Source organism: Allobosea sp. 05T433 (assembly GCF_056396065.1).
The window spans coordinates 60,049-84,401 of the sequence record NZ_JBFTKS010000028.1 but is presented as its reverse complement, the minus strand read 5'-3'; the positions used below and the strand labels follow the sequence as shown (position 1 = coordinate 84,401).

27 protein-coding genes are annotated in these 24,353 nt (G+C 65.2%); 18 read left to right on the top strand and 9 right to left on the bottom strand.

Annotated features, from left to right (window positions below; translation table 11 throughout):
* Complete coding sequence (locus tag AC1DGP_RS28625; RefSeq protein WP_476832793.1) at positions 1-1,071, top strand: peptidase C39 family protein; 1,071 nt, start codon at positions 1-3, stop codon at positions 1,069-1,071.
* Between the two features lie 24 nt (positions 1,072-1,095).
* Here AC1DGP_RS28625 and AC1DGP_RS28620 read toward each other — a convergent pair whose 3' ends face one another.
* The 3 genes from AC1DGP_RS28620 to AC1DGP_RS28610 all read right to left on the bottom strand — a co-directional run bounded on the left by AC1DGP_RS28620 (position 1,096) and on the right by AC1DGP_RS28610 (position 3,406).
* The gene (locus tag AC1DGP_RS28620; protein WP_476832792.1) at positions 1,096-1,971 is read right to left on the bottom strand and encodes a DUF4118 domain-containing protein; all 876 of its coding nucleotides are present in this window, start codon (positions 1,969-1,971) and stop codon (positions 1,096-1,098) included.
* Positions 1,972-2,071: 100 nt separating this feature from the next.
* Positions 2,072-2,242, bottom strand: a complete 171-nt coding sequence (locus AC1DGP_RS28615) for a hypothetical protein (RefSeq protein WP_476832791.1) — start codon at positions 2,240-2,242, stop codon at positions 2,072-2,074.
* Positions 2,243-2,485: 243 nt separating this feature from the next.
* Complete coding sequence (locus AC1DGP_RS28610) at positions 2,486-3,406, bottom strand: dihydrodipicolinate synthase family protein (RefSeq protein WP_441492367.1); 921 nt, start codon at positions 3,404-3,406, stop codon at positions 2,486-2,488.
* A gap of 367 nt (positions 3,407-3,773) precedes the next feature.
* Here AC1DGP_RS28610 and AC1DGP_RS28605 point away from each other — a divergent pair, with 367 nt between their 5' ends.
* Positions 3,774-3,995 carry a hypothetical protein gene (locus AC1DGP_RS28605; protein WP_476832790.1) on the top strand — a complete coding sequence of 74 codons (222 nt, stop codon included), beginning with the start codon at positions 3,774-3,776 and terminating at the stop codon, positions 3,993-3,995.
* Between the two features lie 22 nt (positions 3,996-4,017).
* On the opposite strand, the gene AC1DGP_RS28600 is transcribed toward AC1DGP_RS28605, so the two are convergent.
* A complete protein-coding gene (locus AC1DGP_RS28600) occupies positions 4,018-4,776 on the bottom strand; it encodes an IclR family transcriptional regulator (RefSeq protein WP_441508138.1) in 759 nt (252 codons plus the stop codon).
* A 107-nt stretch (positions 4,777-4,883) separates the two neighbouring features.
* Here AC1DGP_RS28600 and AC1DGP_RS28595 point away from each other — a divergent pair, with 107 nt between their 5' ends.
* The 5 genes from AC1DGP_RS28595 (at position 4,884) to AC1DGP_RS28575 (ending at position 9,694) form a co-directional block, all read left to right on the top strand.
* Entirely contained in the window at positions 4,884-5,855 is a 972-nt protein-coding gene (locus AC1DGP_RS28595) for a succinylglutamate desuccinylase/aspartoacylase family protein (protein WP_441508139.1), read from the top strand.
* A gap of 68 nt (positions 5,856-5,923) precedes the next feature.
* Positions 5,924-6,961, top strand: a complete 1,038-nt coding sequence (locus AC1DGP_RS28590; RefSeq protein ID WP_441508140.1) for an extracellular solute-binding protein — start codon at positions 5,924-5,926, stop codon at positions 6,959-6,961.
* Positions 6,958-7,827 (top strand): ABC transporter permease, encoded by an 870-nt coding sequence (locus AC1DGP_RS28585; protein WP_441492362.1) that lies wholly within the window; start codon positions 6,958-6,960, stop codon positions 7,825-7,827. Before AC1DGP_RS28590 ends, AC1DGP_RS28585 begins: the two co-directional genes overlap by 4 nt.
* On the top strand, positions 7,824-8,624 hold the full coding sequence (locus AC1DGP_RS28580) for an ABC transporter permease (protein ID WP_441508141.1): 801 nt from the start codon (positions 7,824-7,826) through the stop codon (positions 8,622-8,624). Before AC1DGP_RS28585 ends, AC1DGP_RS28580 begins: the two co-directional genes overlap by 4 nt.
* A 2-nt stretch (positions 8,625-8,626) precedes the next feature.
* On the top strand, positions 8,627-9,694 hold the full coding sequence (locus AC1DGP_RS28575; protein WP_476832789.1) for an ABC transporter ATP-binding protein: 1,068 nt from the start codon (positions 8,627-8,629) through the stop codon (positions 9,692-9,694).
* A 102-nt stretch (positions 9,695-9,796) separates the two neighbouring features.
* Here the strand turns inward: AC1DGP_RS28575 and AC1DGP_RS28570 are convergent, their stop codons facing one another.
* Positions 9,797-10,150 (bottom strand): hypothetical protein, encoded by a 354-nt coding sequence (locus tag AC1DGP_RS28570; RefSeq protein WP_441492359.1) that lies wholly within the window; start codon positions 10,148-10,150, stop codon positions 9,797-9,799.
* Between the two features lie 564 nt (positions 10,151-10,714).
* Here AC1DGP_RS28570 and AC1DGP_RS28565 point away from each other — a divergent pair.
* The 3 genes from AC1DGP_RS28565 to AC1DGP_RS28555 all read left to right on the top strand — a co-directional run bounded on the left by AC1DGP_RS28565 (position 10,715) and on the right by AC1DGP_RS28555 (position 13,899).
* Complete coding sequence (locus AC1DGP_RS28565; protein ID WP_113518820.1) at positions 10,715-10,924, top strand: cold-shock protein; 210 nt, start codon at positions 10,715-10,717, stop codon at positions 10,922-10,924.
* A 340-nt stretch (positions 10,925-11,264) separates the two neighbouring features.
* Positions 11,265-12,863, top strand: coding sequence for an alpha-amylase family glycosyl hydrolase (locus AC1DGP_RS28560; protein ID WP_476832788.1), 1,599 nt, complete (start codon positions 11,265-11,267; stop codon positions 12,861-12,863).
* Positions 12,864-12,888: 25 nt separating this feature from the next.
* Positions 12,889-13,899, top strand: a complete 1,011-nt coding sequence (locus tag AC1DGP_RS28555) for a glycosyltransferase family 4 protein (protein WP_476832787.1) — start codon at positions 12,889-12,891, stop codon at positions 13,897-13,899.
* Between the two features lie 218 nt (positions 13,900-14,117).
* Here the strand turns inward: AC1DGP_RS28555 and AC1DGP_RS28550 are convergent, their stop codons facing one another.
* Positions 14,118-14,756 carry a CGNR zinc finger domain-containing protein gene (locus AC1DGP_RS28550; RefSeq protein WP_441492356.1) on the bottom strand — a complete coding sequence of 213 codons (639 nt, stop codon included), beginning with the start codon at positions 14,754-14,756 and terminating at the stop codon, positions 14,118-14,120.
* Positions 14,757-14,844: 88 nt separating this feature from the next.
* Here AC1DGP_RS28550 and AC1DGP_RS28545 point away from each other — a divergent pair, with 88 nt between their 5' ends.
* The 4 genes from AC1DGP_RS28545 to AC1DGP_RS28530 all read left to right on the top strand — a co-directional run bounded on the left by AC1DGP_RS28545 (position 14,845) and on the right by AC1DGP_RS28530 (position 17,774).
* Positions 14,845-15,567, top strand: a complete 723-nt coding sequence (locus AC1DGP_RS28545) for an AzlC family ABC transporter permease (RefSeq protein ID WP_441492355.1) — start codon at positions 14,845-14,847, stop codon at positions 15,565-15,567.
* Positions 15,564-15,866: an AzlD family protein gene (locus AC1DGP_RS28540; protein ID WP_476826956.1), complete on the top strand. Its 303-nt coding sequence runs from the start codon at positions 15,564-15,566 to the stop codon at positions 15,864-15,866. The genes AC1DGP_RS28545 and AC1DGP_RS28540 overlap by 4 nt, the downstream gene beginning before the upstream one ends.
* A 211-nt stretch (positions 15,867-16,077) precedes the next feature.
* The gene (locus AC1DGP_RS28535) at positions 16,078-17,085 is read left to right on the top strand and encodes an SDR family NAD(P)-dependent oxidoreductase (protein ID WP_441508146.1); all 1,008 of its coding nucleotides are present in this window, start codon (positions 16,078-16,080) and stop codon (positions 17,083-17,085) included.
* Positions 17,086-17,147: 62 nt separating this feature from the next.
* A complete protein-coding gene (locus AC1DGP_RS28530; protein ID WP_441492352.1) occupies positions 17,148-17,774 on the top strand; it encodes an HAD family hydrolase in 627 nt (208 codons plus the stop codon).
* Between the two features lie 135 nt (positions 17,775-17,909).
* Here AC1DGP_RS28530 and AC1DGP_RS28525 read toward each other — a convergent pair whose 3' ends face one another.
* Positions 17,910-18,356 (bottom strand): CBS domain-containing protein, encoded by a 447-nt coding sequence (locus tag AC1DGP_RS28525; RefSeq protein WP_441508147.1) that lies wholly within the window; start codon positions 18,354-18,356, stop codon positions 17,910-17,912.
* A gap of 350 nt (positions 18,357-18,706) precedes the next feature.
* Here AC1DGP_RS28525 and AC1DGP_RS28520 point away from each other — a divergent pair, with 350 nt between their 5' ends.
* Positions 18,707-19,039 carry a hypothetical protein gene (locus tag AC1DGP_RS28520; protein WP_441508148.1) on the top strand — a complete coding sequence of 111 codons (333 nt, stop codon included), beginning with the start codon at positions 18,707-18,709 and terminating at the stop codon, positions 19,037-19,039.
* Positions 19,040-19,099: 60 nt separating this feature from the next.
* Here AC1DGP_RS28520 and AC1DGP_RS28515 read toward each other — a convergent pair whose 3' ends face one another.
* Complete coding sequence (locus AC1DGP_RS28515) at positions 19,100-19,744, bottom strand: hypothetical protein (RefSeq protein ID WP_476832786.1); 645 nt, start codon at positions 19,742-19,744, stop codon at positions 19,100-19,102.
* Between the two features lie 400 nt (positions 19,745-20,144).
* Here AC1DGP_RS28515 and AC1DGP_RS28510 point away from each other — a divergent pair, with 400 nt between their 5' ends.
* Positions 20,145-21,488, top strand: a complete 1,344-nt coding sequence (locus tag AC1DGP_RS28510) for a DUF1214 domain-containing protein (protein ID WP_476832785.1) — start codon at positions 20,145-20,147, stop codon at positions 21,486-21,488.
* A gap of 180 nt (positions 21,489-21,668) precedes the next feature.
* Positions 21,669-21,887: a hypothetical protein gene (locus AC1DGP_RS28505; protein WP_441508151.1), complete on the top strand. Its 219-nt coding sequence runs from the start codon at positions 21,669-21,671 to the stop codon at positions 21,885-21,887.
* 43 nt (positions 21,888-21,930) lie between these two features.
* Here the strand turns inward: AC1DGP_RS28505 and AC1DGP_RS28500 are convergent, their stop codons facing one another.
* Positions 21,931-22,143: a hypothetical protein gene (locus AC1DGP_RS28500; protein WP_441492347.1), complete on the bottom strand. Its 213-nt coding sequence runs from the start codon at positions 22,141-22,143 to the stop codon at positions 21,931-21,933.
* A gap of 547 nt (positions 22,144-22,690) precedes the next feature.
* On the opposite strand from AC1DGP_RS28500, the gene ccoN reads away from it, so the two are divergent.
* The gene (gene ccoN, locus AC1DGP_RS28495; protein WP_476832784.1) at positions 22,691-24,352 is read left to right on the top strand and encodes a cytochrome-c oxidase, cbb3-type subunit I; all 1,662 of its coding nucleotides are present in this window, start codon (positions 22,691-22,693) and stop codon (positions 24,350-24,352) included.
* Position 24,353 lies beyond the last annotated feature (1 nt).

Here is a 24,353-nt window from a genome sequence, read left to right as displayed (position 1 = left end):
ATGCCAGCAATCGAGGTCACGCGCATTCCCGGCGGCCAGGACGCGCCGCACGGCTTGCCGGCGGAGGTCACCAGCCGCCTGGGCCCTCTTCTGTCCGCACCCGGGCAGCTCATTCTCGTCGCAAGACAACGGTCCGTGATTGTCGGAGTTCTCGCCGGGCTTCGCCGCCGGACGACCGCGATGCTGCGCATCGTCAGGTTCTGGGTCGATCCAGCGGACGCGAATGGCGCCGGCGAGGAGATTGGCCGCGCGCTGGTCGCCGCGCTTGAACTGATCTCGCTCGAGGCCGATATCCTGACCTGGCGGATTGCCAGTGCGACCGGAGATGACGAGCTGCCGCCGGCCCTGCGGAGGCTGACCGGTATTGCGGCTGCCGAACAGGGCTCCGTCTACACCGAGCGCAAGCTGCGCAACGCGCAGCGGCCGCCGAAGCCGGTCGCACCGCTCTACCCGCAATCGACCGGCTTCACCTGCGGCCCCGCTTCACTTGCCATGGCCTTTGCAGGCCTCGAGCCCGCGGTCGTTCCCGATCGCCAGCTCGAAATCGCCCTGTGGCGCGAAGCCACGACGGTCATCGGGCTGACGGGTCCGGGCGGCTGCGACCCGTATGGGCTCGCACTGGCCGTTGCCGCGCGCGGCTATGCGCTCCGGCTGTTCATGAGCGCTTCGGAGCCGGTCCTGCTTGACCGCGGCAACACGGAGGCCAAGCGCGAGCTGATGACCTTCGTCCAGGCCGACTTCAAGAGCCGGGTGCTCGCCTCCGGCATCGATGTCGAACATCGCGCCTTCGAGAGCTGGGAGCTGCGCGACGCCATCGCCGAGGGTGCCATTGCCGTCGTTCTGATCGACCAGATGGAAACGCACGGCCGGACAGCGCCCCACTGGGTTGTCGTCCACGCCGTCCATGACGACCTGTTCCTGCTGAATGATCCCTGGATCGAGACGGACGCACTGGAAACGGAGGCCGACGTGCTCGACCTTCCCATCCATATCTCAGTCCTGGAGCGCATGGCCCGGTATGGCGAACCGAGCTACCGGGCAGCGCTGCTGATCGGACGGAGTTCCTCGTAGGCGTCCACAACGGCAGGGGAAGGCCTAGGATGCCCCCTGCCCGTCCGCGACGCTGTCCGACCCGGTCCGGAGATGCTGACGATCGAGGGCCAGGGCGAGAAGGCTTGCGATGATTTCGACAAGGGTGCCGGGCTGCGGCGGGCGCTCTTCGGGATCGAACGCCAGCCCGATGACGGCGCGGCTTCCTACTGACGTCATCACCGGCCAGAAATCGAAGCGCGAGCCGTTGAAGGGATAGACGTCGGCCACCGAAACCGTGCCGGTGGTCAGCGACGAGCGCGCCGCGTCGATGTCGACCTCGCGAGGCTCGATGGCGCCGCGTCTCTCGACGAAATCGCCCAGGGGCTCGGACATCAGCATCACGATGACCGGGACCTGAAACAGGGTTTCGAGCGCATTGGCGGTGCGGGAGAAGACCGCCCTGGGTTCGCCGGCCGCGACGATGTCCCGGCTGTAGGACTGCACCAGCGCAGCCTGCCGCCGCGCCAGCGCCGCATCGTCTGCCCTGCGGCGGGCGGTCGAGGCCACGGCGCTTGTGATCAGTCCGACGACAAAGAGCAGCCCGATCGCCCAGATGCTGGCGGGGTCGTCGACGCGCAGCGTGAAACGCGGCTCGGTCAGGAAGAAATTATAGGACAGCGCCCCGAGGACAGCCGCGCAGAGCGAGGGTCCCAGCCCGAAGAAAACCGCCGCGATCACCACCGGGACGACAAAGACGAGCGACAGGTTCGGGATCGTCACCGCGTTGTCGAGCCCGACCGCCACCACGGTTGCGATGACGGTCATCGCGACCGCCAGGACATAGCGAACCACCATCGGAGCCTTGAAGAGCTGCAAGGCCGTCAGCGTATCGGGGTCCGGCAGAAGCTCGAACTCACCCGGAGACCTGAGGGTGCTCATGGCATCTCCCTGATGCCGGTGGGCATGCCCACCATATGGTGGGCATGCCCACCATATGGTGCGCCAATCCTGCATCGGCAGCCGCGCTTCCGGCCTGCGCCTAGTGCGGTGCCGTAAAATTGATCCGGACCGCCAGGATGCAGGCCAAGAGCAGCAGCAGGACAAGGGACTGCAACAGGTCGCGCGCGATCCCGCCAAACGGCTGATGGCGGCGAGCGGCGCGATAGACTGCTTCGCGTCGCCGCCTCAGGGATGTCTCATAGGTGACCATGTTCGCCTCCGTCATGCGAAAGGTGGATGATCGACCTTCTCCCCGTAATCTCGCTATGCGAGCTGTCATCCAGCGGCATAAGGCAGGCGTAAGGGGCATCACCGGCACGGTGGTCCCTTCAGAGGCAGGGCTGGGTTCCGCGCCCAAAGCATCGGCCCGAAAAGTGGATTGCGGTTTTCGGGAAAGGCGATGCAAACACAAAGGGTTAGATCATCGGGCCGGAAGCGATTTCGGGCCGATGATCTAGGCGGCGGAAAGCCGATGGACCGCGCGGCCGTTGATCGGCCGGGGCAGATCATCGAGCGCATACGTCAGGTCCTCGACGAGCGACGCGGCCGCCGTGACAAGGGGCAACCGACAGGCGGGGCTGATGCCGGGATGCTGGAGCGACAATGCCAGTTTGATGGCGACGGGGTCCGGCTCCCGGGCGGTGAGGCCGAGGAGCGGAACCAGGCGGCGCTGCAGGATCTGCGCCTGCTCGAAGGAGCCGATGCGGCAGGCCTCCCTGATCCGGCCCAGCAGACGCGGCGCAAGATTGCCGATGCTGGTGATCGCACCGCAGCCGCCGGAGGCAAGATAGGCTGGGATGGTGTCGCCGGCACCGGTCAGGCGCATGAAATGCCGGCTGCAGCTGCGCATGATCCGGTCGCAGCGCGCGACGTCGCCGCGACGCTCGAGCACGCCCATGATGGTCGGCGTCGCCGCCAGTTCGGCCAGGGTTTCGGGCGCGAGCTCGACCGCACAGCGCTCGGGATCATTGTCGATGATCAGCGGCAAGGGGGTCGCAGCGGCAACCGACAGGATGTGCTGGACGAGACCGGCCTGGGTCGGCCTGTTGTAATAGGGCAGACGCAGCAGGATCGCATTGGCTCCCGCCGCGGTGGCGTTGCGGACATCTGCGATGCTCTGCGCCGTCGCGTTCGACCCGGCCGCCGCGATGATGGGATAGACCGGCCCCGCGGCGGCCCGCGCCAGCCTGAGCAAGCGCATGCGCTCCTCGTCCGTGAGCGTCGAGCCTTCGCCGCTGGCAGAGCCGAGAACGATGCCGTCCGCCCCCTCCTGGATCTGCCAATCCACCAGCCGCAGGAAGGCTGGTTCGTCCAGGCTATTGCCGCTGAAGGGCGTCACCAACGGGGTGAACATCCCGCGAAGCCAGTGATCCATCGGAAACCTCACCCTGTCAGACCATCGATCGTGGCGCGTCGCTGCGGGCCATCGTCCCGGCAGGCATGTCCCGCTCGGGAGGATGGTCAGGCGCGACCACCGTCACAGTCTCGGCTGGTTCGGCATAAGGATTCGATGCGGATCGGCATGGGCCTCACGTAAGGGCGCCGCTTGTCCGGGAGCGCCCGGCCGGGCTCGCATCGACAAGCCCAAACCCTACTGACATGCCGGGCGCAGAACGGCCCGGCGGGTGGCTTATGGAGCGTTTATGGCGCGCTCTGCAGAAGCACATCGCAAGCAGAATGACGCGCAATATCTGTCAGGTACATCCCGTGAAGAGATGCGCACCGACAGAATGCGTGCCGTCATGTTGCAGCGTACCCTCAAACTCCTGGCCCTGCTCCATTCCCTCGCCAAACGCTTCGACGCTCATCTCACGCGCGGCGTGGAGCGGCATGGCCGCTTCCTGGCGGGCCTGACGCCCCCCAATCCGCCCCGCCATCGCGGTCGCGGTGCCTCGAAGCGCAGACCAGCCGCGCCCAATCCGGCCCGGACCATGCCCCCTCGCGCCCAGGGCGGGGCTCGCTGAAACGCCCCGCCGGCCGCTCCGGTCAGTCCCCCTGCAACCAGACCGGATCGCGCATGCGCAGGCCGATCGCCTGCGCATGCCTTGCGACGCTCAAAGCGATGCGGTCCTGGATCGCCGCATCGGCCGCAATCGTCGGAAACGACAGGCACAGGCCCATGATCTCGTTGCGGCCGGGATCGGCAATGGCTGCGCCGATCGAGGAGATGCCCGGCGTGATCAGGCTCGATGAGCGGGCGATCCGGTCCTTGCGGATGGCGGCGAACTCGGCCCTGACATCGTCGTCGCTCATGCTGGCGCGGATGCCGAGCTTGCCCTGGGCATCGAGCTGCGCCATCGCCTGCGCGTCATCGAGGCGAGCCAGGATCGCCCGTCCGATGATCGAATCGAAGGCTGGCTTGCGCTCGGCGACCGAGCCGGTGTGCTGCAGCGCATAGGTGCCCTGCTGCGCGACGAGCAGCACGCGCTCGTGACCCGCGACGATGCCGGCATGGCCGGTGAAGCCGAATTCGCGAACCAGATCGTCGATAGCGACCCGCACGAGATCGAGCAGGTTGTGCCGCGCGAGATAGAGCGCGGCCAGATCCAGCGCCTTTCCACCGACCACATAGCCCTGGTCACGCTCCTCGCGCTCCAGCAGGCCGGCCTCGGAGAGCGTCTTGAGCAGCCGCGAGACCGAGGCCTTCGGCATGTCGAGTTCGCGACAAACCTCGCCCACACGCAACACGGGTCGCTCCTCTCTGACGAGGGAGAGAATGCGCAGTCCATTTTCGAGCGAGCTCATTGCTGTTCCATTAGAGATAACAGTGTTGACATATATGGGACGACTCAGGATACATAACAACAGCGAGCACGTACTGCACAGCCGCGAACGAGAGAGCGGAGCCAATGATGATCGGGACAGCCAAACCGGCCAAGGGGGAGATCACCCGCGGCCATGTCGAGCTTGGCTCTTATCCGGATGGCGCGATCTACTCGCCGGTCCTGATCGCCGAAGGGCGCAAGGACGGCCCGACGCTCTGGCTCCAGGCCTGCATCCATGGCCCGGAAGTGGTTGGCCCGCTCGCGATCCAGCGCTTCCTGAAGACGGTGGACCTGAACGAGCTCTCCGGCCGGGTGGTCTGCCTGATGCTGGCCAATCCGCTCGGCTTCCGCGGCTACAACCGGCTCACCCCACAGGACGGCTACAACCTCAACCGCGTCTTCCCCGGCGATCCGCGCGGCCACCACACCTATCAGCTCGCCCACCGGCTGCTCGATCTGTCGCTGGCCCATTCCGACGCGATGCTGGACCTGCATTCGGGCGGCGATCTCACGATCACCTGCCATTACACGCTGTTCCACAATAACGGCACGCCCGAGGGCATCGAGTCCGAGCGGCTGGGACGCGCCTGCGGCGCGCCGAATGTCTGGAACTCGCTGGAAGAAGGCCTGTCGGGCTGCCATTTCACGCATTACACTAGGAGCGGCAAGCCCTCGCTCATCGTCGAGAGCGGCGGCGGCGCCCGCGTGACCGCCGAGGATCTCGATCGCCTCACCCTGGCGATCTTCAATGTCTGCAAGGCGCGCGGCATGCTGCCGGGCGCGCCGGTCCTGCCGGCGCAGTTCCGCCTCGGCGGCGACGCGATCCATCACAAGGCGATCAAGGGCGGCCTGTTCATTCCAAAGGTCGGGCCTGGCGACGACGTGGTGAAGGACCAGCATCTCGCCGATATCGTCGATCTCTTCGGAGATGTCGTCGAGGAGGTGCGCTGCCCGGTTGAGAAGGCCTGGGTCGGCTCGATCCGCCGCCCGCATATGCCGATCTACAATGGCGACCAGGTTTTCGAGCTGGTCGGGACCAAGGGATATGACGCGGCCTGAGCCTTGCACTTGAACTCGGTAATTCCAGACCGGGTTCGGATGCCCGGTCCAACAAACAGGGGATCGTGATGGGTACCAGCTCTCTTGACCGGCGCCAGCTTCTTGCAGCGCTCGCCGCCTCGACGGCATTGCCGTTTGCCTCGGGCCAGGCCCAGGCTCAAGCCTTCGCCGGCCGCAAGCTGGTGAGCTCCGGCTTCGGCGGCTCGACCATGGACATCATCCAGTCGGCCGTCTTCACCCCCTTCGACAAGGCGACCGGCGCCTCGTCGACGCAAGTGCCGATGCAGTCGGCGGCTGCGCTCGCCCGCATGAAGGCCGAGGCCGGCAACCCGCAGATCGACCTGTTCCAGTTCTCGGGCGGCCAGGAAGCCTTCGCCAAGAGCGAGGGCTTGAGCCAGCCGCTCTCGGGCGTCTCCCGGCTTGGACAGATCCCGGCGGGGCTGAAGGATCCGGACGGCCATTGGGTGACCTGGGCAGTGATCGCCGAAGGAATCGTCTACCGCAAGGACAAGATTCCCACTCCGCCAACGAGTTACAAGGACTTCCTGAAGCCGGAATACAAGGGTCACATCGCCTTTCCGGCGATCACCAACGGTTATGGTGTCGATTTCCTCGTCATGCTCGCCAAGGCCTTTGGCGGCAGCGAGGACAATATCGAGCCCGGCTTCGAGGCGATGAAGCAGATCAAGGGCGAGACGATCTTCAAGGCGGCTTCCGACCTGCCGACGCTGTTCGGCCAGGGCGATATCTGGATCATGCCCTACGACACCGGCAATACGTTCAAGCTGCAGCAGGCCGGCCTGCCGGTCGCCTTTGCGACGCCGAAGGAAGGCAGCCCGGCGGTCTTCATCACAGCCTGCGTCGCCAAGGGCGCCAAGAATGCCGACATCGCCAATGCCGCGATCGACGCGATGCTGAAGCCTGAGGCACAAATCGAAATCGCCCGCACGATGCGCTGGACCGCCTCGAACCCCGAGACCAAGCTCCCGGCCGATCTGACCGGCGAGGTTCCCTCGGTGGACAAGCTCGCGCAGCTCGACCGCGACAAGATCAACGCCAAGCGCGCCTCCTGGATCGAGCGCTGGAACCGGGAAATCGCACGGTGACCAAGGCAGCGACGCGCAGCAGCGGGCCGCGGTGGGCGCTCTTCGCGCCCGTCCTCCTGTTTGCTCCCTGCGCCTTCGTCTACGCGGTCTTCTTCATCTGGCCGCAGGCGTCGCTGCTGGCGATCAGCGCGAGCGACGCAACCGGCATCACGCTCGCGCATTATCAGCGCTTTGCCGGGGATTCCTATTACTGGGAAATCCTGGGGCGCACCCTCGGGCTCGGTGCGGCCGTGACCGCGATCACGCTGGTGCTCGGCGTGCCCACCGCCTATCTGCTCGCCCGCGCACAGTCGCGCTGGGCGGGCTTTCTCCTGCTGCTCACGACCTTCCCCCTGCTGGTCAGCGCCGTGGTGCGCTCCTTCGGCTGGATGGTGCTCTTCTTCCGCGACGGGCTCCTCAGCCACGGCCTGATGGCGCTTGGGCTCGCCGACCGGCCGGTGCAGACGATGTATACGATGTCCGGCGTCATCATCGCGCTGGCGCAGGTGCTGCTGCCCCTGATGATCCTGACGCTGCACGGCGTCTTCAAGTCGATCGACCGCGATCTGGAATATGCCGCGATGAGCCTCGGCGCCCGGCCAAGCGTCGCGCTCGGCCTCGTCACGCTGCGGCTTGCGAGCGGCGGCATCGTCGCCGGCTCGCTCCTGGTCTTCTCGCTGGCGATCAGCGCGTTTGCGACCCCGAGCCTGGTCGGCGGCGCGCGGGCCAATGTGATGGCGACGGCGATCTACGAACAGGCGATCGAGCTGCTCGACTGGCCCTTTGCCGCGGCGCTGGCGACCATCCTGCTGGTCACCGTGCTCGCGCTGTCCCTGGCCTATGGCGCCCTGCTCGAAGGCCGTGGCGAACGCGAGGCGGCGCGATGACGATCTCCTTCCGTTCACCGCTCGGCTTCGTGCTGCTGCTGCTGGCCGTACTCGCCTTCGTCTACCTGCTGCTGCCGATCCTCGTCGTCGTCGCCGCACCGCTCGGCGATACCGGCTACCTCGCCTTCCCGCCCCGGGGACTGACGTTCAAATGGTACGCCGCCGCGCTGCATGACACGCGCTATCTCTCGGCGCTCGCCGTCAGCCTGCGCATTGCGCTCGTCAGCGCGCTGATCGCCTGCACCATTGGCGTCGCGGCGGCCTATGCGCTGACCCGCTTCAGCTTTCCCGGCCGGCGGCTGCTCGAAGCCATCTTCCTCTCGCCGCTCATCCTGCCGACCCTGGTGCTCGCCGTCGGGCTCACGCTGTTCTTCACGCGCACCGGCCTTCTTGCCGGTTCCTGGAAGCTCGTTGCCGCGCATGTGATCGTCTGCACACCCTATGTGCTGCGCGTCTCGCTGCCGGTGCTGCGCCGCTTCGACCGCAGCCTCGAGGAGGCCGCGCGCAATCTCGGGGCCTCGCCGGTCGCCGCCTTCTTCCTGGTCGTTCTGCCGGTGGTCCGGCCCGGCATCGTCGCCGGCACGGTTCTCGCCTTCATCACCTCCTTCGACGAGGTGGTGCTGGCGCTGTTCCTGGCGGAGCCCGGGGCTCCGACGCTGCCGGTTATGATCTACTCGGCGGTCCAGCTCGGCTTCGAGCCATCCGTTGCAGCGGTCTCTGGCCTGCTCGTCCTGGCGACGCTCGGCCTGATGATCCTCTATCACCTGCTGGGCACCTTCGGAGGCCGCCGGAACTGACCATGGACATCCAGCTTCAAAACCTGCGCAAGACCTATGGCTCGGCGGTCGCCGTCGCCGACATGAGCGCAAAAATCCCGCAAGGCCGCATGCTCGCGCTGCTCGGCCCTTCCGGCTGCGGCAAGACGACGACGCTGCGGATGGTGGCGGGCTTCATCGCGCCGACATCCGGCTCGATCCGCGTCGGCGACAGCGACATCACGACCCTTCCGGCGCATAAGCGCGACACCGGCCTCGTGTTTCAGAACTACGCCCTGTTCCCGCATCTGAGCGCCGCCGAGAACATCGCCTTCGGATTGCGCCGACGCGGCGTGGCGCGCGCCGAGCGCGAACAGCGCGTGACGGCGATGCTGGGCAAGCTGAAGCTGTMGGGCCTCGCAGACAGGCTTCCACGCCAGCTCTCGGGCGGCCAGCAGCAGCGTGTGGCGGTCGCCCGCGCGCTCGTCATCAACCCGTCGATCCTGCTTCTCGACGAGCCCTTCTCCAATCTCGATGCCAAGCTGCGCGAGAGCACAGGCCTCGAAATGTCGCGTCTGCAGCGCGAGTTCGGGCTGACCTCGATCTTCGTGACGCATGACCAGACCGAAGCCATGAGCATCGCCGACACGATCGCGGTGATGAAGGACGGCCAGCTGCAGCAGATCGGCTCGGCCAGCGAGATCTACGAACGGCCGGCCAATCGCTTCGTCGCGGATTTCATCGGCAGGGCGAACTTCCTCGCTGGCCGGATCCTGCGCCGTGAGGGACAGGACGCCGTCGCGGAGCTTGCGGCCGGGCTGGAGATGCGCCTGCTCGATCCCGGCGCCGCCGCGGTACCCGGTGCCCAGGGCGAAGCCCTTCTGCGGCCGGAGGCGATCGCGCTTGCCGATCACGCCTCCCCGGGCAGCCTCAAGGCCACCGTCGAGCAGATCTCCTATCAGGGCGCGATCGCCAATCTCCATGCCCGGCTCGGCGACGGCAGCGCGATCGTCGCCAGCGTTCCGCCCGAGGATGCCAGGGGATTGGAGCCCGGCAAGCCAATCGGCCTTATCCCGAAGCCGGCCGGGCTGATCTGGTTTCCGAAGGCCTGAAGGGACAATCCGCTATCGCGCGCGGCTGGGCATCGAAAGCCGCCCATCCGCGGACGAAGACAAGGGGCCACCCGCAAGCGGCCACCCGACGCCGGAGTGACCTCAGGTCTTGGTCAGCCCGAGCGCGATGGCGCAAGCTTTGGCGACATCGGAATCGGGTGACGAGCTACCCGGCATTGTCGCCCATCCCCCCTTCGCGATGAACTCGCCCTGCTGCCACGAGCCGATCTTCTTCAGCTCGACAAGTTGTTCGGTCGCGTTGGCCTGCTGCTGGAACCTGACCACGCAGATCGGCGAGAGGGCGGAGATCACCGCCGTGCTGGAACGCGCCGCGGCGTCGCGCTCCGCCCTACCCTGCGTGACCCAGCCGCCCCAGCTGAAGCCGATAATTGCAAGCGCGACAGCTCCACCGACGGCGCCCCAGGCGGCCGGCTTCAGTTCTGCTGGGATTTTCATGATTTTATCTTTCCTCATCGGAATAGAATTGTCCGATGACCAACAGTATCATCTTTTTCGATTGAGCACTTTCTTTTCCCCGCATTGCCCTTCTCTGCTGCTTTTGTAATTTACACTGGGGTCTCTTCAGCCCACGGCTCAGCCCGCGCTCCTCATCAGCGAGCGCCGCGGCACAAATGGGCGCTCGGTCAGCCTCAGAACATCGTGCCCATCCTTGATGCGGGCTCTCAACTTTCCGGGCTTCCTCGGCAATTTCGGCATCATCGGCATCGATATTTCACGTCATGACAAACGGACATCGCTGAACAGGGTGAATTCTTTCGCGAGAATCTTGAATTTCGTCGAAAAATTATTGGAGCCGGGCACCCTGTTCTTTGATTTCTTCCGCAATGAAACTTGTTGTTTACTTTTTCGATAATTCGTTTACTGTCTGATTGTCGATAATTTGTTGGCTGTTTTCTCCGCGTGTTTATGCGCGCCTGACGAACCCCCTTCGAAAATCGTGGTGAACCCATCGGGCATTCGCTCGGTGGCCGACAAGTATTGCCAGAAGGAGAGTTCGTGATGAGCACCGGCACAGTAAAATGGTTCAATTCCACCAAGGGCTTCGGCTTCATTCAGCCAGATGACGGAAGCCAGGACGTCTTCGTCCATATCTCCGCCATCGAACGCGCTGGTATGCGCGAGATCGTCGAAGGCCAGAAGCTTGGCTATGAAGCGGTCCGCGACGCCAAATCCGGCAAGATGGCCGCCGAGCAGCTGCAAGCCGCGTAATCGCCATTCAGCCTCACCGATAGCCACGGATGTACTGGTGTCGGTCATGAGGTTGGAAGGAAGGGCCAGGTTCAACGCCTGGCCTTTTTCATATCCGCCGGTGGTATTGGCTTAGCGCCGATCGGGAGAAGCCGCTGTCCGAAAAAACCAGAGCCCGCGCCCAGGCGGAAGCCGCATCCCTCAAGACGCAAACCCGATCCCTGTCGCGCAACCGGATCAGCTCAGAGACTGAGGCCATCATTCAAACCCGCGACGCCAACTCCGCCAGGTTCAAGGATCAGCGGCTGAACAAGGAGGCGCTCGACCGCGCCGTTGCGGCTGCTCCTGGCATCCCGCTCCCATGACCGCGCCTTGGTGGCAGAGCGGCGTGATCTACCAGATCTATCCCCGCTCCTTTCAGGATGGGAATGGCGATGGCATGGGCGATCTCAGGGGTATCGGGCAACGGCTCGACTATCTCGCCGGCCTCGGGATCGACGCGATCTGGATTTCCCCGATCTATCCCTCGCCGATGGTCGATTTCGGGTATGACGTTGCCGATTACTGCGACATCGATCCGCGTTTCGGCACGCTCGCCGATTTCGACGATCTGCTCGCCCAGGCCCATGCGCGCGGGATCAAGATCCTGCTCGATTTCGTCCCGAACCACACCTCCGACCGGCATCCCTGGTTCGTCGAGAGCCGCTCCTCGCACGATAATCCGAAACGCGACTGGTATCTCTGGCGCGATGCCGCTCCCGATGGCGGGCCGCCCAATAACTGGGTGAGCGATTTCGGCGGTTCGGCCTGGGAATGGGACGAAGCCACCGGCCAATATTACTACCACGCCTTCCTGAAGCAGCAGCCGGACCTCAACTGGCGCAGCCCCGCCGTCCAGGCTGCGATGTACGACGTGATGCGTTTCTGGTTCGACCGTGGCGTGGACGGTTTCCGTATCGACGTACTCTGGCACCTGATCAAGGCAGGGAGCTTCCCGGACAATCCGCCGAACCCGGCCTATCACCCCGCGCTCGCCGAGATGCACCGCGTGCTCCAGCTCCATTCGACCGACCAGGCGGAAGTCCATGTGATCGCTGCCGAGATGCGGGCGATTGCCGACGGGTACGGCGCGGCCGGGCGCGGTGAGCGCGTGCTGATCGGCGAGATCTATCTGCCGGTCGATCGCCTGATGCACTATTACGGACGTGAACGGCCGGAAATGCATCTGCCTTTCAACTTCCAACTGATCGAGGCCGTCTGGGACGCGCGCGCGATGGCTGCGCTCATCGCCACTTACGAGGCGGCACTTCCGCCGGGCGGTTGGCCGAATTGGGTGCTTGGCAATCATGACAGGCCCCGCGTCGCCACCAGGCTTGGACAGGCTCAAGCCCGCGTCGCGGCGATGCTGCTTCTGACGCTGCGGGGCGCTCCGACGCTTTACTACGGGGACGAACTCGGTCTGAGCGATGTCCCAATCCCGCCCGAACAGCTGCACGACCCGCGCGGCCTGCGTGAACCCGGGCTCGGCCTGGGCCGCGATCCGGTGCGTACGCCGATGCCGTGGGATGGAAGCGCCCATGCGGGCTTCAGCACGGCCCAGTCCTGGTTGCCACTCAATGCGGACTGGCCGACGCGGAATGTCGCGCGGATGATGCCGGAGCCTGCCTCGATCCTCCGGCTCTATCACCAGCTGCTGGCACTCAGGCGCGACCATCCGGCCTTGGCGGTCGGCGCCTTCGCGCTGCTGGAATCCGACGGCGACGTCCTTGCCTATGAGCGGCGCGAGGGCGCTCAGCGGCTGATCATCGCGCTCAATCTCGGCGGACAGCCGCAGCGCCTGGCGTTACCCAGGGACACAACCGGTTGCCGTTTGCTGCTTTCGACGCTCGCCGCGGCGCCCCTCATCGAGAACGATGTGCTGCTGCTCCGGCCAGACGAAGGCGTCATCCTTGCCGCTTGATCCTGAACGAGGAAAGGCCGATCGCTTGCGCATCGCCATGCTGGCGCCGATATCCTGGCGGACGCCGCCCCGCCATTACGGTCCATGGGAACTGGTGACCAGCCTCCTGACTGAGGCCCTGGTGGAGCGCGGCGTCGATGTCACGCTTTTTGCCACCAGGGACAGCCTGACCTCCGGCACGCTCGCGGGTCTTTGCCCGGCGCCCTATTCCGAGAACCCTGCCATCGACGCCAAGGCCTGGGAGATGCTGCATGTTGCCCATGTCTTCGAGCGCGCAGGCGAGTTCGACCTCCTCCACAATCAGGCGGATTTCGTGCCGCTCGCATTCTCCAGACTGGTCGAGACGCCGGTCGTGACGACGATCCACGGCTTCTCGTCGGACCGCATCCTGCCCGTCTTCAAGACCTATGAGGATCGCGTCCATTATGTCGCGATCAGCGAGGCCGATCGCCATCGGGACCTGCGCTATGCTGCCGTGATTCATCATGGCATCCGGCTCGAGGACTTTCCCTTCGACCCTGATGGCAGCCAGGACCTGCTCTTCTTTGGTCGCATCCACCCCGATAAGGGCGCGGCGGAAGCGATCGCGACGGCGCGGCGGGCGGGTCGGCGGCTGGTCATGGCCGGCATCGTCCAGGATGAGGGCTACCACGCGGCGCAGGTGGTTCCCGCACTCGACGATCGTTCGGTCGTCTATCTCGGCCCGGTTGGCGGGGCGCTACGCACGAAAACCCTGGGCTCGGCGCGCGCGCTGCTTCACCTCATCAGTTTCGAGGAGCCTTTCGGATTATCCGTCGTCGAAGCACTTGCCTGCGGCACGCCGGTCATCGCCTTCAACCGCGGCTCGATGCCGGAGTTGATCGAGCATGGCGTTACGGGCTTCCTGGTCGACAGCGTCGATGAAGCCGTCGCGGCTGTCGACCGTATCGGAGAGATCGATCGCGCAGCCTGCCGGGCGTCAGTCGCCGCGCGCTTCACGGTTGAGCGGATGGCCGACCGGTACTTGAGCTTGTACCGATCCCTCCTCGGCCACTGACGCCGGATGCGGCGGCGCCCGACAGGGCGACCGCGGTCGACGAGAGCGGGAATGGCAGCGCGCCTTCGCCTTTGAATGGCGCGCCGAATGGTCAGACCACTGCCGCGCTATCGCCCGAGCGCCGGCCTCAGTCCGACGATCCTGTCGGAATTCCAGGCCCGATGGCTTGAACGACGCGCCGGAAGGATCGGACTGACAAGCCCATCGTCCGTCGAGCCTCACCCGCGCGCCTTGCGGCGCGCGTAGTGGGCGCGCGCCTTCGCGCGGTTGCCGCAGCCCTCCATCGAGCACCATTGGCGTGACTGGTTGCGCGTTTCGTCCAGGAAGACCCAGCCGCAGCTCGGATCGGCGCAGCGGCGCAGATGATATCGCCTGCGCGACGCCGCCAGTTCCAGCACCGAGACCGCGACCGGCAGCAGCGGCAGCCGCAGATCCGGCGGTGATCCGCTGGGGTGCCAGTGATGGATGCGGGCTGCACCAGTGTCGACGAGCTGCCCCACGCGTTCGATGTCGCGCAGCAACGCTTCGACCTCGACAAGCCGCGCCAGACCGGCATGCGCCGGATCGAGGGCCTGTTCGATCTCTCCCCGCAATCGCAGCGCCAAACCGTGGACCTGCTCTGCTGCCCGGACTTTCGCCTCGGCCTCATCCAAAAGCAGCGCGGCGGAGCGCGTGTCGATGAGTTCCAGCCCGGTGGCCCAATGCACCAGTTCGGCATAGTCGTGCAGCCGCTCTGCGCTTCGCGCCGGGTCGCCCCGCCAGGCCGTCGTGTTGATGAAGTCGAGACAAAGCGCTCCCCCCAACGCTAGCGGGGGATGGGTCGCATAGGAGCGCGGGTCGGTGGCCGGCTGGATCAAACCAGATTTCCCTTCTTGCCGGACGTACTTGACAGCTGCGATGGCTGCTCGACAATACTAACCTTGTAAAAGGTTAGAAAGAGTTGACATGGCATCGGGTGCGCGATCGCCTTTCACCCTCTCCGGCTTCAAGCACGGCTTCGTCCGCGCCCAGGCATTGGCTCCCGGCGTGCTCCTCTACGGCGTCGTGTTCGGCATCCTGGCAACGGAGGCACGGCTTTCCGCGCTCGAATCCGTCCTGACCAGCATCTTCATCTATTCCGGTTCGGCGCAGATGGCGGCTCTTCAGGTCTGGCGGGACGGGGCGCAGCTGCTGCCATTATTCGCCGCTATCGTGCTGATGAACGCGCGCTACGTGCTCTATGGCGCGGCACTGCGCCCCTGGCTCGCGGGAGCGCCGCCGCTCGCAAGCTACGGAACCCTGTTCTTCCTCGGCGATGGCAACTGGGCGCTGGCGATGGCCGAGCGGGAACACGGTCAGGACGATGCGGCCTTCGTGCTGGGTTCGGGGATCGCGATGTTCGCGCCCTGGATTTTCGGCACCTTGATCGGCCGCCTCAGCGGCGGCCTGATCGGCGACCCGGCGCGCTACGGCCTGGACTTCATGCTGATCGCCTTTTCAGCAGCGCTCCTCATCGGGATGTGGAAGGGCAAGGCCGATCTCGGACCGGTGCTCGCTGCCGGCCTTGCGGCTGTGATGCTCGCTCCCTTCGTCTCCAGCGGCTGGATCATCGTCGCCGGCGGACTTGCCGCAGCCGCAGCCGGCGCCCTGCTCTTCCGCAATCCGGCCCCGAGCGAGGCCCTGCCGTGAGCCTCGACCAGCGCTTCGCGATCGCGCTCGTGGTGATGGCGACGGCCTCCTATCTCTGCCGCGCCGGCGGGTTCTTCTTCATGCGCTTCGTTGCTTTGACGCCCAGGCGCGAAGCGGCGCTGCGAGCCCTCCCCATCGGCGTCATGACGGGCATCATGGCGCCGGTCGTACTCCAGGGACGCGTCCCGGAATGCGCAGGTCTCGCCGCGGCCATCCTGGTCATGAAAGCGAGCGGCAGCGACCTTGCGGCAGCGCTCGCCGGGGTCGCCGTCGTCGCGCTGCTGAGACAATGCCTCTAGTAGAAGTTGCGTCCATGCCGGTACAGCCTCGCCTTTCCCAGGTCGCGCTGCGTCGGATACAATCGTCGATCTGAGCAAAAGCCTGTTCCCGCTGCGGGAGGTCGCTGCCCATGGTCATGTCGCCGCCCCCGGCAGTCCCGAGGCGGCCGCCGTTCGTCCCGACGCATTGCCACTGTCCGCCGTGCCGCCCAGAACCGGAAGGGACCGATCGATGGAACGCCGAGATCTGCTGAAGGCCATCGCGCTCGCCTCCTCCGCCGGCGCAGCCGGCGGGCTCTCGCTTGCCGCGGAAGCCCAGGCCCAGACGGGCAAGCGCGGCATCGGTACCAGGGACGTCGCGCCGCTCAGCCCGGATTACTTCATCCCCGAGCGCTTCAAGGGCAAGACGCTCATCGTCACCGGCTGCGCGCGCGGCATGGGCGCGCTCGCGGCCCAGCGTGCCGCCCGCGAGGGCGCCAATGTCGTCGGTGCCGACTGGTTGCAGGAACAGGGCTCCGAACACATGAACGCCATCGCGAAGGCAGGCGGAAAGGCGGAGTTCGTCTTCGGCGATATCTCCGACACCGAGACCTGCGAGCAGATGGTGAAGGTCGCGGTCGCTCGCTTCGGCCGGCTCGATTACGCCATCAACAATGCCGGCGTCATGGACGGCGTCTATTCCGGCGCGCCGATCGAATACGAGCGGCAAAAACACCTGCTCTTCGCGCCGATCCATGAGGCCACGGACGCCTACTGGGACAATGTCTTGCGCACCAATGCGACCGGCGTGTTCAAGTCGATGCGCGCCGAGCTCAAGCAGATGGTGAAACAGAATCTCGGCGGCGCCATCGTCAATGTCGGCTCGGTCACCGGGCTAACCGGGTTCGGCGGAAATCCGGCCTATGTCGCCAGCAAGCACGCGGTGACCGGCCTCACCCGCTCGGCCGCGATCGACTATGCCGCCTATGGGATCCGCATCAACTCGGTGAACATGGCCCAGACCGCAACCCCGATGGTCGAGCGCGCGCTGGAGCTCGTGACCAGGAAGCTGCAGGACACAGGCGGCGGCCCGAGCATGAGCATGCTGAAGGCCGACAGCCTGCTGCAGGCGGCCGATTCCCATAAGCGCGACGCGACGCCGGCGGAACAGGTCGCGATCATGCTCTTCCTGCTCTCGGACGAAGCCTCAAACCTCACCGGCGGCACCTACGCGACCGATGGCGGCTGGACGGCGTATTAGAGTGGTGGCGACGCCGCACGCTGCTCCCGCCAGGGGCGATTCCGGCTCTTCTCACGAGCAGGATGCCCGCCTATCCTGACGCGATGCGCTTCAAGGCGGTGATGGTCGATGTCGACGGCGTGCTGATCGTACATCCCGATCCAAGGGGATGGGCGGCTCATCTCGAACGTGATCTCGGTCTCTCCAGGGAGACCTTGCAGGCGGAGTTCTTCGCCCCGCATTGGCCCGACATCATCCATGGCCGTGCTGATCTCCATGCGCGACTTGAGCCCGCATTGGCGAAAATGGGCGCGACAGTGAATGCGGGCACCCTCGTCCGATACTGGTTCGAACAGGATTCCCACGTCGATCGGGACCTGCTGGGACAATTGGCGGAGCTGCGAGCGCACGGCCTGGAATTGCATCTCGCGACAGTCCAGGAGCATGAGCGTGCACGATATCTCTGGCACACGCTCGGCTTCGAGCGCCATTTCGACGCCATCCACTATGCGGCGGCGCTGGGCTGGGCGAAGCCCGCTCAGGGCTTCTTCGCCGCCATTGAGGCGCGAACAGGTTTTGAGCCGCACGAGCTGTTCCTGATCGACGACGCCCCGGCGAATGTTGAGGCCGCAATCGCGCGGGGCTGGAGCGCGGCTCTGTGGACTGGGCAAAGCCGGCTTGCCGACCTGCTGATGGAGTCCGGTTCGTAGGTTGGCATGGGCGTCGAACCGGCAGGGGCAGCATGCTGGCCCTGCCATCCCGGCGTCTCCGGGCCAGGAGGCGGAGCTTTGCAACCCCAGCCTCTCGGCCCAGCCCCGGATGAAAAACCGTCCGGGCTTGGACAGCTAGTGGGCCATGGGTTCGGAAGCGTGCCGCGATGCGTCGCGGGCAACAAGCCGTGTGACCTCGCCGAACAAATCCTTCGGCGCTCTCAGCGCCAAATCGGACAGAGAGAGAATGCCAGTCATCCGCTTCTGCGTGTTCATCACCGGCATGTGATGGATCTCCTTGTCCGTCATGCGGCGCGTCGCATCCCTGATGTCATCGTCCTCGAAGCACCAGGTGATACCCGCCGTCATGACCTTTCTCGCTTTTGTCGTGTTGGGATCGGCCCCTTCGGCGCAGCCACGGCAGGCAAGGTCTCTATCCGTGATCATTCCGATGAGACGATCATTTTCTCCCACGGGGAGGCATCCGATATCCGCGTCGCGCATCTTGCGCGCGACCTCGGTCAGCGAGATGTCCGGAGAGATCCATTCCGCATGCGCGGTCATAGCGTCACGAACGAGCATGGCTACCTCCTGCTCTGCGCGGTTTCAGATCCGAGGCATGTCACTCGCCGTGGGATTGCTTGGTGGTCTCCCTGTCGCGCCGGAATGCGCTGCGACCAGCCGAATACGCTTGCGGGAATACTGCTTCGCGCGCCGAAAGCATGGTCTGGGAGAGGGCTTTGGCGAAGACCCGCCCCAGAGAGCGGCATGCCCGTGGATGATACCGGATCATCGCGGGGCCGGCCAGCATCCTGTGCTGGTTGGCCGGAGTTCAGGCGCCGCGCAGCCGCTTAAGTGGTGTTCAAACGCGCGCATAGCGCCTCCTGCTGGGCTATGATGCAGATGATGGGTCCGACCAGCAGGAGCGGAGCATGATCCACGCGACGTGCCACACAGCCGATGAGGCGATGCGGGCGGAGTTCGACGCCACCCCCTGGTTCGAGGAGGCCGATCCGGCCAGCATTGCGCTTCTCGCCAAACGGGGCTGGTCGACGCCCTGGATCGCCGACGCCCTCGAGGGCCGGCCCGGATATGAAACGCTCCGCGAGCTGATCCGCTATGCCCGAGACCGGCTGGAGATCGAGTCGCGAGAGGACCCGTCCTGGCCGACCTTCGAGTGCCGCGTCGATGGCGCCGAGGCGACCGCATGGCTCGACCGGCACCGATCCGATATCGCTGCGGACGTTCGCCGCGCCGCTTCCTAGATTGGCATTGGCGTCCGCCGCCGAGATCTGGCGCGACGGTCCATCATCGCAAACGGAGCTTCATTCCGGGTTTGGCGCGGCCCGGTCGCGCCAACTGAGCCGCGCCAGCTCAAGGCTCACGAAGACGAGCAGGACAACGACCACAATCCTGAGAGAGACGGAATTCAGCAGGAACGCAAAATTGAACGGCGCTATATACTCCCCATTGAAAATAACAGTCCATCTTATGGCCCTCTCACCAAAGTTGATGAACTGATCGTTGCTCAATGACCATACGATCCACCAGATCGTAAATACAGCACAAGCCGCACTTCCGATCGCTATCTCCAGACGGTTGCTGTTGCCTGGGCGCAGCACATCTCCGGACAAGATCCCGGATTGCGCGACCAGAAGGACTGCGAGCACGGCCGTGGCGGCGAACGCAACAAGGCCGGCCGTCGTGAGGTCGGTGTGCAAGGCTGCGAAACACTCCGAAGACAACCGTCGCAAGGTCTGCACATCGCGCCACGCTGCGGGGAAATAAGCCTCCAACCAGCTTTCGCTCGTCGCACGATCCCATGGCAAACCGAGGCCGCAGCGCTGCTGCTCAAATGCTCGCCGCGCCTTGATTCCAAAGACGCTCGTGAACACAAACGAGACGAGGATCGGGATAGCCAAAGCCCATCCAAAGCGGGCCCTTGCCTTACTCTTGGTCGTCTCGCGCATGAAGCAGTGCTGCCATAAGCGGAACCCGGCGCCAAGAGCTCTGGGCATCGCGCTTTCCGCTGTGCGTCAGCCGATGACCAGGTTGGCGTCGAGAGCCTCCTTCCCTGAGTCCCAGGAGCACTGACCCTGCCCTGCACTGCCGATGCGATTGCCCTGCGTGTTGCCGGCTTGACCGCAACTCGCGATTGCAGGACGGTCGGATCGACCGATGGTGATCGGGCCGGCGGAGTTGCATTTTTGAGACCTGCACTTTTGCCGCACGTTTGTGGCGCCCTTACCTTTCCGGCTCCGTCCGCGATCCCCTCGATCCTCCGTCCTGTCACCGTCGCTGCCGGCCCCGTGCCGATCGTTTGGCGCGATGGACGGCCTGAGTGATCACGAAGCCTCGAAGGGCGCGCCAATGACCCTGCACCGCAGACATGTGGCGACGCTGCTCGCCTTCCTGGCGTTCAGCCCCCTGCTGAACGGGCCGGGCCTCGCGCAAGCCCCGGCGCGCACGGCGGAGCCGGACGAGAAGACGATCGCGGACGCCTATGTCTATCTGCTCGGCCGGGCCTTCGTGATCCGGCAGGAACATCTCGACCGGAAGGGGCCGGGCTTCGCCTATAACGCGATCAAGTATAACCCGCTGGGCTCCGCCGATTTCGTCAATCCCAATTTCGACGTCGCCTATCTCGAGGCCTGGTTCGCCGTCGACGACAAGACGCCCGTCCTGCTCCAGGTGCCCGAGGTCAAGGGACGCTACTACACCGCCGAGATTCTCGATGAATGGGGCGAGGTGATCGTCAACATCAACGAGCGCTCCTTCCCCTCAAAACCCTTCGGCACGTTTGCGCTGGTCAAACCCGGCTCGACGGCGAAGATTCCGGCCGGTGCGGGGCGCATCGAGCTGCATTCCGGCAAGGCCAAGATGCTGGCGCGGGTCGAGCTCAAGGGCGATCCCGAAGGGGCTGTGAAGCTTCAGCGCCAGTTCAAGGTCAGGTCCCTCGGCAAGCCGGTGATCCAGCCGCCGCCGGCCATGCCCCTGTTCGAGAACAAGGACCTGATCGGCGTCGAGATCTTCGACAATGTCGATGCCAGGCTCGCAAGCGCGCTCGATGTCGCGCCGAACGCCGCCGAGATGCAGCAGAAGGTCCGGGTCGTCGCAGCCTATGCCGCATCCGGCAAGGAGGCGCGCGCCGCCATCGACACGCAGCTGCGCAAGGTCATTCCCGCCTTCCAGGAATACGCCCTGACCAGGAGCGCGCCCTATCGCAATCACTGGATCGGCGCCGGCCAGGCGGGCAATTACGGCAAGGATTTCTGGCTGCGTACCTCGGTCAATTTTGCCGGCATCTGGGCCAACACACCAGATGAAGCGGTCTACCTGATCGCCACCCGCGATGCCGACGAGAAGCCGCTCAACGGCAGCAACAGTTATGTCATGCACTTCCCCGCCGACAAGCTTCCGCAATCCGTGGTCGATGCCTATTGGTCGGTGATCCTGGTCGGCGTGCCGGATTACCGCGTGGTGGCAAACCAGCTCAATCGCTTCAACTTCAACACCAATTCAAGCCTAGCGAAGGAGCCAGACGGTTCGCTGAAGATCGGGATCGGCCCCAAGCCCGTCGCCGGTGTTCCGGACTCGAACTGGCTTCCGGCCCCCGACAGCAAGCCGTTCTCGCTGACCTTCCGAACCTATGTCCCGAAGGACGTGGTGAAGCGCGGCGAGTGGCAGCCGGCACCGGTCACCAAGGTCGATTGAGCGCTCCCGCGCCGCGAGAGGCGCGCCGGGTCAGGTCCCTACCGTCGCGCCATGCATTCTCCGTTCGGCGCGGCCCGGCATCGAGAGCGTTCCTTGCCGGGCAATCGCTCAAATGCGAGCGGTCCCATTTACAAAACGCTCGTCCTTTGGCGCGACCCTCTCGCTGCAAGGGAGGCGGCCATGAGCACCAATTACCCACTGGCCCGGGCCTATCTGATCAACGCCTTCCTGACGCTGGACGGGGACAACCCCGAGGATGACCGACTTCGGCGCGCCGTCGAGTTGCTCCTCGAAGCGGTTGCCCGCGCTCAACGCAGCAGCACGCACTCCAACGTCGTGCGCTTTCCAGGTGCAGAGCCTGTCGTCGCTGGCGGCCCGCCGCCACGACCGGCGTCGTAAGGCAGCGGGCGAAACGCGGGCTTGAGCCTGCGACGCCCCGATCTCAGCCGCTGCGGCCCGCCTTGGCCTCGGGGGCCGTTGCGGACTGGTTGCCGGTCGCGCGATCGAGGCACTCGGCCATCTCCGAAGTGCCCCATTTGTGCTTGGAACACTGCGCCGTCCCCTGTGTCAGGTCGCGGGCGACGCCCCGGGGTTGCGGGGAGCCGCTGCAGCCCAGCAGTGAAAGAGCGACAAGGGCGAGCATCATCGATCGCATCTGGTTCCTCCATTGAACGCGCCAGACCGGATCACGCCGGTTGGGCAAGAATGTGAGGAAGGCGCAAGACGGGTCAATCGGCGGGGGATATTGGCCAATGGCGGCCCTCGCGGCATCAGCGCTGCGTCGATTGGCCTTTCGGACATGAACCCGGCGGATGTTCGCGACGGCAAACGGCGGGCGCCCAGACCATTTTCCGGCTGAGTTTCGTCAATGGACGACGCCGATTCGACCGGCCTGATGGCGGACTGCAGGTGACTGGTGCTGAGCCATGGGCGCGGGTTAGGCCCTAGTACGCCAAGTGGTATTCTGATGCCGCGCAGACGCCCGGCCGTCACTCAACCGGCCCGCATGCGCGGAGCGAGTGCGTTCGGCGGCGGGGCGGTCATTGCCTATCTCGCCGAATGGGTATCTTCTTGACAATGCCGGCCACCAATCTGGCGGCTCTCGACAAGTATTCACTGGCTGACGCGGTCCGGATTTCGACCTTCCGGTCCCTCTCTCGAGCACCGCGAGCCGCGCTGTGTGATGACCGGGGGGAGAGCGAATGGTTGCCGGGCTGACTGTCGCAGAACGCCAGAGTGCCATCACGATATCAGCGCTTGTCGCCTTCTGCGGGCTCGTGATGGCGATCGCCGGGCACGACGACCTCATGGGGGTTCATGGCGTCATCGTCCTTCTCTGCGGGCTCGGCGGCGTCTTCCTGGTCCTGTCGAAGTATTTCGAGCCGGAGCCATCCGATGAGCGCCTGGCGCACTACTATGATGACCCGACCAAGGTTGGCATCGTGCTTGCCCTCGCCTGGGGCGTCGTCGGCATGTTTTTCGGGGTCTGGGTTGCCGCGCTCCTCGCCTGGCCCGACCTGACCTTCGACGCCGCCTGGGCGAGTTTCGGTCGCATTCGGCCCGTCCATACCTCAGGCGTGATCTTCGGCTTCGGCGGCAACGCGCTGATCGCCACCTCCTTCCATGTGCTGCAGCGCACCACGAGGGCCCGCCTGCCCGATCAGATCAGCCCGTGGTTCGTGCTGCTCGGCTACAACCTGTTCTGCGTGATCGCCGCCAGCGGCTATCTGATGGGGCTGACCCAGTCCAAGGAATATGCCGAGCCCGAATGGTATGCCGACATCTGGCTGGTCGTCGTCTGGGTCGTCTACTTCCTGATCTATATCCGCACCCTGCAGCGGCGGAAGGAGCCGCATATCTACGTCGCCAACTGGTACTACATGGCCTTCATCCTGGTCGTGGCGGTGCTGCACATCGTCAACAACCTGGCCGTGCCGGTCTCGTTCGGCCATGCGAAAAGCTATTCGCTGTTCTCCGGCGTGCAGGATGCGATGACGCAGTGGTGGTACGGCCACAACGCGGTCGCCTTCTTCCTGACCTCGGGCTTCCTCGGGATGATGTACTACTACCTGCCCAAGCGGGCGGACCGGCCGATCTTCTCCTACCGGCTGTCGATCATCAGCTTCTGGGGCATCACCTTCATGTATATGTGGGCGGGCTCGCACCACCTGCACTACACCGCCCTGCCGCAATGGGTGCAGACGCTGGGCATGACCTTCTCGGTCGTGCTGCTGGTGCCATCCTGGGCCTCGGCCGGCAATGCACTGGCGACCCTCAACGGTGCCTGGCATAAGGTTCGCGACGATGCGACGCTGCGCTTCATGATGGTCGCCGCCGTCTTCTACGGCCTGTCGACCTTCGAAGGCTCGTTCATGGCGATCCGGGCCGTCAATTCGCTGTCGCACTACACCGACTGGACGGTCGGCCATGTCCATGCCGGCGCGCTCGGCTGGGTGGCGATGATCACCTTCGGCTCGCTCTACGCGCTGGTGCCGTGGATGTGGAAGGTCGATCAGATCTATTCGCCCAAGCTGGTCGAGGTCCATTTCTGGCTCGCACTGTCGGGAACCGTCATCTACGTCTTCTCGATGTGGAACTCGGGCATCATCCAGGGCCTGATGTGGCGCACCTATAACTCCAGCGGCACGCTCGCCTTTTCCTTCATCGACAGCGTCGTCGCGATGCATCCCTACTACATCGCGCGAACGGTCGGAGGCCTGCTGTTCCTGCTCGGGGCGATCGTCGCCTCCTACAATGTCGGAATGACAATCCGGATGGCGCGCGCGCGGACTGCGCCGCAAGCGGCCGATCCCGACCAGCCTGCCCTGCCAGTGGCCGGGCCGGCGCTGCAGCCGGGGGAGTGAG

What these genes read in the sequence shown, in the direction of transcription:
- AC1DGP_RS28625 (WP_476832793.1), top strand. Translation starts at nt 1, where the DNA reads ATGCCAGCAATCGAGGTCACGCGCATTCCCGGCGGCCAGGACGCGCCG.
- AC1DGP_RS28620 (WP_476832792.1), bottom strand. Translation starts at nt 1,971, where the DNA reads ATGAGCACCCTCAGGTCTCCGGGTGAGTTCGAGCTTCTGCCGGACCCC.
- AC1DGP_RS28615 (WP_476832791.1), bottom strand. Translation starts at nt 2,242, where the DNA reads ATGGTCACCTATGAGACATCCCTGAGGCGGCGACGCGAAGCAGTCTAT.
- AC1DGP_RS28610 (WP_441492367.1), bottom strand. Translation starts at nt 3,406, where the DNA reads ATGGATCACTGGCTTCGCGGGATGTTCACCCCGTTGGTGACGCCCTTC.
- AC1DGP_RS28605 (WP_476832790.1), top strand. Translation starts at nt 3,774, where the DNA reads ATGTTGCAGCGTACCCTCAAACTCCTGGCCCTGCTCCATTCCCTCGCC.
- AC1DGP_RS28600 (WP_441508138.1), bottom strand. Translation starts at nt 4,776, where the DNA reads ATGAGCTCGCTCGAAAATGGACTGCGCATTCTCTCCCTCGTCAGAGAG.
- AC1DGP_RS28595 (WP_441508139.1), top strand. Translation starts at nt 4,884, where the DNA reads ATGATCGGGACAGCCAAACCGGCCAAGGGGGAGATCACCCGCGGCCAT.
- AC1DGP_RS28590 (WP_441508140.1), top strand. Translation starts at nt 5,924, where the DNA reads ATGGGTACCAGCTCTCTTGACCGGCGCCAGCTTCTTGCAGCGCTCGCC.
- AC1DGP_RS28580 (WP_441508141.1), top strand. Translation starts at nt 7,824, where the DNA reads ATGACGATCTCCTTCCGTTCACCGCTCGGCTTCGTGCTGCTGCTGCTG.
- AC1DGP_RS28570 (WP_441492359.1), bottom strand. Translation starts at nt 10,150, where the DNA reads ATGAAAATCCCAGCAGAACTGAAGCCGGCCGCCTGGGGCGCCGTCGGT.
- AC1DGP_RS28565 (WP_113518820.1), top strand. Translation starts at nt 10,715, where the DNA reads ATGAGCACCGGCACAGTAAAATGGTTCAATTCCACCAAGGGCTTCGGC.
- AC1DGP_RS28560 (WP_476832788.1), top strand. Translation starts at nt 11,265, where the DNA reads ATGACCGCGCCTTGGTGGCAGAGCGGCGTGATCTACCAGATCTATCCC.
- AC1DGP_RS28545 (WP_441492355.1), top strand. Translation starts at nt 14,845, where the DNA reads ATGGCATCGGGTGCGCGATCGCCTTTCACCCTCTCCGGCTTCAAGCAC.
- AC1DGP_RS28535 (WP_441508146.1), top strand. Translation starts at nt 16,078, where the DNA reads ATGGAACGCCGAGATCTGCTGAAGGCCATCGCGCTCGCCTCCTCCGCC.
- AC1DGP_RS28530 (WP_441492352.1), top strand. Translation starts at nt 17,148, where the DNA reads ATGCCCGCCTATCCTGACGCGATGCGCTTCAAGGCGGTGATGGTCGAT.
- AC1DGP_RS28525 (WP_441508147.1), bottom strand. Translation starts at nt 18,356, where the DNA reads ATGCTCGTTCGTGACGCTATGACCGCGCATGCGGAATGGATCTCTCCG.
- AC1DGP_RS28520 (WP_441508148.1), top strand. Translation starts at nt 18,707, where the DNA reads ATGATCCACGCGACGTGCCACACAGCCGATGAGGCGATGCGGGCGGAG.
- AC1DGP_RS28515 (WP_476832786.1), bottom strand. Translation starts at nt 19,744, where the DNA reads ATGCGCGAGACGACCAAGAGTAAGGCAAGGGCCCGCTTTGGATGGGCT.
- AC1DGP_RS28510 (WP_476832785.1), top strand. Translation starts at nt 20,145, where the DNA reads ATGACCCTGCACCGCAGACATGTGGCGACGCTGCTCGCCTTCCTGGCG.
- AC1DGP_RS28505 (WP_441508151.1), top strand. Translation starts at nt 21,669, where the DNA reads ATGAGCACCAATTACCCACTGGCCCGGGCCTATCTGATCAACGCCTTC.
- AC1DGP_RS28500 (WP_441492347.1), bottom strand. Translation starts at nt 22,143, where the DNA reads ATGCGATCGATGATGCTCGCCCTTGTCGCTCTTTCACTGCTGGGCTGC.
- ccoN (WP_476832784.1), top strand. Translation starts at nt 22,691, where the DNA reads ATGGTTGCCGGGCTGACTGTCGCAGAACGCCAGAGTGCCATCACGATA.